The organism is Mesorhizobium sp. M7A.F.Ca.CA.001.08.2.1, assembly GCF_003998455.1.
Taxonomy (GTDB): domain Bacteria; phylum Pseudomonadota; class Alphaproteobacteria; order Rhizobiales; family Rhizobiaceae; genus Mesorhizobium; species Mesorhizobium ciceri.
The window spans coordinates 1-5,037 of record NZ_RZPW01000467.1; the positions used below are offsets into that span (position 1 = coordinate 1).

At 63.5% G+C, this 5,037-nt stretch carries 5 protein-coding genes; all 5 read left to right on the plus strand.

What is annotated here, in order from left to right; translation table 11 throughout:
* A partial coding sequence (locus tag EN914_RS23860) for an AlpA family transcriptional regulator (protein WP_145971085.1) occupies positions 1 to 220 on the plus strand: 220 nt, incomplete at its 5' end.
* A complete protein-coding gene (locus EN914_RS23865; RefSeq protein WP_024505646.1) occupies positions 217 to 765 on the plus strand; it encodes a S26 family signal peptidase in 549 nt (182 codons plus the stop codon). The genes EN914_RS23860 and EN914_RS23865, both read left to right, overlap by 4 nt.
* On the plus strand, positions 753 to 1,436 hold the full coding sequence (locus EN914_RS23870; RefSeq protein WP_024505647.1) for a lytic transglycosylase domain-containing protein: 684 nt from the start codon (positions 753 to 755) through the stop codon (positions 1,434 to 1,436). Before EN914_RS23865 ends, EN914_RS23870 begins: the two co-directional genes overlap by 13 nt.
* Before the next feature lie 178 nt (positions 1,437 to 1,614).
* Positions 1,615 to 3,585: a relaxase/mobilization nuclease RlxS gene (gene rlxS, locus EN914_RS23875; protein ID WP_024505648.1), complete on the plus strand. Its 1,971-nt coding sequence runs from the start codon at positions 1,615 to 1,617 to the stop codon at positions 3,583 to 3,585.
* Positions 3,586 to 3,940: 355 nt separating this feature from the next.
* The gene (locus EN914_RS23880; protein WP_024505649.1) at positions 3,941 to 4,927 is read left to right on the plus strand and encodes an AAA family ATPase; all 987 of its coding nucleotides are present in this window, start codon (positions 3,941 to 3,943) and stop codon (positions 4,925 to 4,927) included.
* Positions 4,928 to 5,037: the final 110 nt, after the last annotated feature.

The window sequence follows — 5,037 nt, forward strand, 5'->3', positions numbered from 1 at the left end:
TCTCAGTACAGCCCAAGCCGCCTTCTATATCGGGCTCTCCCAGCGCACGCTCGAAAAGATGCGGCTCAAGGGCGGCGGCCCGAAATTCCGCAAGCACGGCCGCTATGTCCGCTATCACATCGACGAACTCGACCATTGGTCGAAAGGACACCCGCAGCACTCCATCGCCGGCGATGGCAAGGCCGGTTCCGGCCAGGGCGGCACGGGAGGCCGTTCATGAGGCGGCGCCCTTCCATCCATCTGATCGGCAGCCGCCTGAGGCGTGTTCGAGCCCGTAAGACGGTCGCCTTGGCCGCGGCCGGTCTCGGTCTTTTGGGCTTCACGGCGCTGGGAAAGCCCGCCCCTTGGCTGGTCTGGAACGCCTCGGCCAGCGCGCCGATCGGCCTTTACCGCATCGCTGCGGGAGCGCTGGCGCGTGGCGATCTCGTGCTCGTGCGCCCGCCTGAATACGCGGCGTATCTCGCCGCCGAGCGCAGCTATCTGCCTCGCAATGTGCCGCTGGCAAAACGTCTTGCAGCGCTGCCGGACGATAATGTCTGCGCCTTCAATGACGCCATCATCATCGGCGGCGACATCGTCGCGCGCCGGCTCAAAATCGACGCCGAAGGCCGACCTTTGCCATGGTGGAACGGCTGCCGAGCGCTCGGGGATAACGAGGTTTTCCTGCTCGGCAGCGACAAAAACCGCTCCTTCGACAGCCGCTATTTCGGGCCTGTTCCCACTCAAAATGTCATCGGGAGGCTCGTACCACTATGGACCGAGTGACCCTCCTCTTGTTGGGCATGATCGCCATTGCGCCATGCGCCTGTTCCGCCTCGACCGGCGCTGAGCCGGTCGCCATCTCCCAAAGTCCGCAGCTGCGAAAGTGGCAGACGTTGGTATCGGAAGCAAGCCGGCGCTTCCATATTCCCCAAGCCTGGATCTATGCCGTCATGGCTGCCGAAAGCGGCGGCAAGACAATGCGCGGCGGCCGCCCCATCACCTCCCCCGCTGGCGCCATGGGCCTCATGCAGGTGATGCCCGGCACCTATGAAGAGATGCGGGTCGAACACGGCCTTGGGCCTAACCCCCACGATCCGCGCGACAATATCCTGGCCGGCACGGCCTATCTCAGTGCCATGTATGACCGCTTCGGATTTCCTGGCCTGTTTGGCGCCTACAATGCCGGTCCCGAGCGCTACGACGAGCATTTGAAGCGTGGCAAACCGCTGCCAGAAGAGACCGTCGAGTACCTCGACCAACTCAAGGCGGCCGGAGTTTCGGCGGCCGACATCGAGGCGTTCGAAAGCCAATCTGTCGCTCCAAAGGCGCAAATCGCTCCTCTCGGACGGTCGCTGTTCTTCATTCATGACGGTGTTCACTCAGGCGTGCGAAACGGCGATCTCTTCGTGCCGCTCGGCAAGGACGGCGCGCAGCCGAAGGAGCCGGTGCGTTAGCCATGGCGGACGGGGGCGCGTCTGGCGGGGCTGGGCGCGTACGGCAAGATAAAGGTACCGCCTCCAGGAGGCGGTTAAATCTTTGTCTGCACATCGTTTTTCCGGGAGGCTGCCGCCGGTGCCAAGAGGGTTGGACGTGTAAGTGTCTGATTTTGCTTGATATGTCTGGGAGGCTCGCATTAAGGATGACGAGTTCAGGCCGAAGCTCGGCAAAATCGGGTCGCGCGGCTCGAAGGCCGGCAAACGCTATGCCGGCCAGGTTCGTGCGGCGATCAACCGGGCTGGCGGCCGGCCGCAACGCGGTGGTCGCTTCACAGGAAGCCGGACAGGGCGCGGCGGGGCGGCCGCCGCACTGCTGAAATCGCGCGACCGGTATGCCGCCTTCCGCCAGCGCCGGGTGATCGTCAAGGCGCGGGTCGTCAAGCTCGCCGGCAAGGGCGCGGACGGGGCGCGTGCCCATCTACGCTATCTTCAGCGCGACGGGGTCACCCGCGAAGGTGAACCTGGCGAGCTCTACGGCGCCGACAGCGGCCGCGTCGACGGCAAGGCGTTCATCGATCGCGCGGACGGCGACCGCCATCAGTTCCGCTTCATCGTCGCTGCCGAAGACGGCATCGAGTACGACGACCTCAAGGCGCTGACGCGGCGGCTCATGGCGCAGATGCAGGAAGACCTCGGCACGAAGCTCGACTGGGTCGCGGTCGATCATTTCAACACCGGCCACCCGCACAGCCACATCATCGTCCGTGGCAGGGACGACCGTGGCGAGAACCTGGTCATCGCGCGCGAATATATCTCATCTGGCATCCGCGAGCGGGCGGCCGAGCTGGTCAGCCTCGATCTCGGTCCGCGAACCGACCGCGAGATTGAGCTTCGCCTGCGCCGGGAAATGGAGCAGGAACGCTTCACCAGCATCGACCGTCGGCTGCTCAGCATGCGTGATGATGACGGCCTGGTCTCGCCGGGCGGTCCCGACGCCATTCGCCAGACGCTGCACCAGGGACGGCTGCGCAAGCTCGAGCGGATGGGTCTGGCCGCGGAGGTCGGCGCTGGCTCCTGGCGCCTCGACGATGAGCTCGAAGCCACGCTGCGCCGCACCGGCGAACGCGGCGACATCATCAAGACCATGCACCGCGAACTGACCGGCAAGGGGCTTGCCCGCAGGGCCGCCGACTGGGTGATCCACGATCGATCCGGCGAGCCCGTCCAGTCTCTCGTCGGTCGCGTTGTCGCGCGTGGACTGGCCGACGAGATCAATGACCGCCATTACATGATCGTCGACGCCGTCGACGGTAAGAGCCATTGGATCAACATCGGTAGAGGCGAGGCGATGGAAACGATGCCTAATGGCTGCATCGTGCGTGTCGCGCCAAGGAACACCGAGCCGAGGCAGGTCGATCGTACCATCGCCGAAATCGCCGCCGCGCATGGCGGCCGTTACGACGTCGATATGCACCTGAAGCATGACCCATCCGCCACCGAGAGCTTTGCGCGAACGCATGTGCGGCGGCTGGAGGCGATCCGCCGCGCGACCGGCGGCGTCGAGCGAGAGCCGAACGGCACCTGGCTCATCGCGCCGGACCATCTCGATCGCGTCGCGAATTATGAGGGCCAGCGGGCCAGGGCCGAGCCTGTCGTTGCCGACAAGCTCTCCTCAATGGCGCTGGAGCGACAGGTCAGCTTCAACGGCGCCACCTGGCTCGACCGGGAGCTGGTTGCCGATAGACCCGAGCCTTTGCACGGATCCGGCTTCGGCCGCGACGTGAGAGAGGCGCAAGCTCGCCGGCGGCAGTGGCTGATCGCGCAAGGCCTCGCGCATAAAGAACAGGATGGGATCGTCTATCGAGCCAACATGCTTTCGATCCTGCGCCAGCGAGAACTGAACCGTGTTGCTGGCCAACTGTCGGAGGAACTTGGCCTGCCCTATGCCGAAGCGCGATCCGGAGGACGAGTAGAGGGTACGCTCCGCCGCTCCGTCGAGCTTGCCAGCGGAAAATATGCCGTCGTTGAAAAGTCGCGCGAGTTCACGCTGGTGCCATGGCGGCCGGTGCTTGAGCGCCATGTGGGCAAGGAGGTCTCCGGTGTCGTGAGTGGGGAGGGGATTTCATGGACCGTCGGCCGGCAAAGGAGCGGACCTGGTGTTTCGTGAGATGGTGTACAGCTTTTTAGCCAGCGGCGCGGGCAGCCATGCGAGCCCGCGTAGACCTTATGGCCGCACGCCCGCAATCGGTCGCATGGACCTGCCAGGCGGGGCGGCTTTGGAGCGTTCGGACCCGACACGCTGCGTGAGTGGCCAGACTTCGAGCGCTCGAAGATGCGGACTGTTGTCTGCTGGCCGGCGTTATTCCGGCTGGCCTATGACCGCGGCGCAACAGTTCACCGCTGAAGTTGCCACGGGCGAACATCGACAAGAGAAAAAACACCATTGCGCGTTACAAATCGCCGTTGAAAGCGTTTAGGTTGCATGCGCTTCGCCAAGTAAACGGATACCCCAGAAGAGAGCCATGACCACGGCCCGCCATATCGTGACGCTGCTTAAAAGCCACATTGCCGGCGACGAGGATCGTTTCCTCTCTATCGCGATGCAGCTTGCTGCGCATGAGGCACGTCAAGGCCATGGCAAGCTTGCTCAGGAGCTCAAGGATCTGGTCGACGCAGCCAAGAGCAGGGACGCCCGGATTGCCAAGAGCAGTCGGCCGGTTCCCCTTTTTCAGCCAAAGGGCGAACTCGCAGGCCTCCTGCATGTGCGCTATCCGGACCTGCGACTGACGGACATGATTTTGCCGGACAGTCTGCGCTCGCGCCTGCACCGCGTGCTGGGAGAGCAGCGCCAACAAGCAAGCTTGCGCGAGCACGGGCTTGTTCCCCGTCGCAAACTGCTTCTGGTCGGCCCGCCAGGATCAGGCAAGACGATGACCGCATCGGCATTGGCCGGGGAGCTTCATCTGCCCCTTTTCATGATCGTCCTCGATGGTTTGATCACCAAGTTCATGGGAGAGACTGCCGGAAAGCTGCGGCTTGTTTTTGATGCAATGCAGGCGACGCGGGGCGTCTACTTCTTTGACGAATTCGATGCCATCGGCGCGCGTCGAGGCGAACGCCAGGATGTTGGCGAGATTCGGCGCGTGCTGAATTCGTTTCTGCAGTTTCTCGAGCAAGACGACAGCCACAGCCTGATTATTGCGGCAACAAATCATCCCGAGCTGCTCGACAGAGCTTTGTTCCGCCGTTTCGACGATGTCATCGAATACGCCGTGCCCGATCGGCCGATTATCGAGGCGCTGCTTCGGGCTCGACTCGACCGCTTCGACACCAGAGGGCTTGCCTGGAACGAGGCGATCTCTCAGGCAGAGAGACTGTCGCAGGCCGAGATCACCCGCGCGGCCGACGACGCTGCAAAAACCATCATATTGCGGGGGGGGAAGCGGATCACCTCGGAAGCGCTCATCGACGCTCTGAAGGAACGCCGGCAGGCTTCGCTGTCTGAGTAGCGACAGCACAGATCATAATGGCAGACGATTTTCCGCGCGACCGCGCCCATATCCACCTTCGCAACAACGGCATTCGGGAAGCCTATCGGCGGCCCAACCAACTTATACAT